1 protein-coding gene is annotated in these 1,261 nt (G+C 69.8%); it reads left to right on the top strand.

Translation table 11 applies throughout. The features are described 5' to 3' along the window. Positions 1–63: 63 nt before the first annotated feature. Positions 64–1,229 (top strand): IS3 family transposase gene (locus ACZ7OI_RS49235; protein ID WP_470271021.1). Its coding sequence is split into 2 segments (ribosomal slippage): positions 64–330 and positions 333–1,229, totalling 1,164 coding nucleotides; the frame shifts between segments, so codons are not numbered across the junction. Positions 1,230–1,261 lie beyond the last annotated feature (32 nt).

Here is a 1,261-nt window from a genome sequence, read left to right as displayed (position 1 = left end):
TGAGGTTCCCCCGGTGGGTCGGACACTCTGATCCTTGGCTTTGGCCTGGGGAAGGATGTGTTTGTGTCTGGTTCGTCGAAGTATCCGCAAGAGTTCCGGCGGGACGCGGTCGCGTTGGCGCGTTCCGCGTCCCGTCCGTTGGCGCAGGTGGCTCGCGAGCTGGGGGTGAATCACGAGACCCTGCGAACGTGGGTGCGGGCCGCCGACCGCGCCGAGAGCGCGGCCGGGACCGGCGGCGACGCGGCCGAGCGGGAGCTGCGCGAGTTGCGCAAACGGGTGGCGGAGCTGGAGAAAGAGAAGGAGATCCTGCGGAAAGCGGCCGCCTATTTCGCGCAGGAGATGGATCGTTGACCCGCAGCTACCGGTTCATCTCCGCCCACCGCGCCACGTATGGCGTCGCCCGGCTGTGCCGTGTCCTGGGCGTGCGGCGCCCGGGGTTCTACGAATGGCTCGCCGCCGGCCCCGCCCGCGAACAACGGGCCGCGGTCGAAGACCGGCTGGCCGGAGAGATAGCCGGGATCCACGCCGCCCACCGGGGTGCATACGGCAGCCCGAGAATCACCGCGGAACTGCGCCGCCGCGGCGAGACGGTCAACCACAAACGGGTCGAACGGGTCATGCGCGAGCGCGGGATCGCCGGGCTCTCGCGCCGCCGGCCCCGGTCGTTGACCAGACCGGACAAGACCGCGGCCGCACCGGACCTGATCAGCCGCGACTTCACCGCCGACGCTCCCGGGCAGCGGCTGGTCGGGGACATCACCTACCTGCCCACGCAGGAAGGCTGGCTCTACCTCGCGACCGTGCTCGACCTGCACACCCGCGAAATCGTCGGCCACGCCCTCGCCCCGCACATGCGCGCCGACCTGGTCTGCGACGCGATCACCGTCGCCGCACGCCGCGGCCTGGTCGACGCCAGTGCGGTGTTCCACTCCGACCGCGGCACCCAATACGCCTCCGCCGAGTTCCGCGCCGCCCTGACCGCGCTCGGCATCACGGCGTCGATGGGCCGGACCGGATCCTGCTACGACAACGCCGCCGCCGAATCCTTCTTCGCCACCCTCAAAACCGAAATCGGCACCCGCTCCTGGCCCACCCGCAACCACGCCAGACAAGCCGTTTTCGCTTACCTCGCCTACTACAACCACCACCGCATGCACTCCACGCTCGGCTACCGCACACCCCACGAAACCCGTCTGAGCTACCGTCACCACCACGCCCACGCGGCATGAAACCCGGTGACCGATCCCCGGGGGAAACCTCA

The organism is Amycolatopsis sp. NPDC114503, assembly GCF_055633655.1.
The sequence above is the reverse complement of the archived record's forward strand: the minus strand, read 5'-3'. Positions and strand labels throughout refer to the sequence as shown.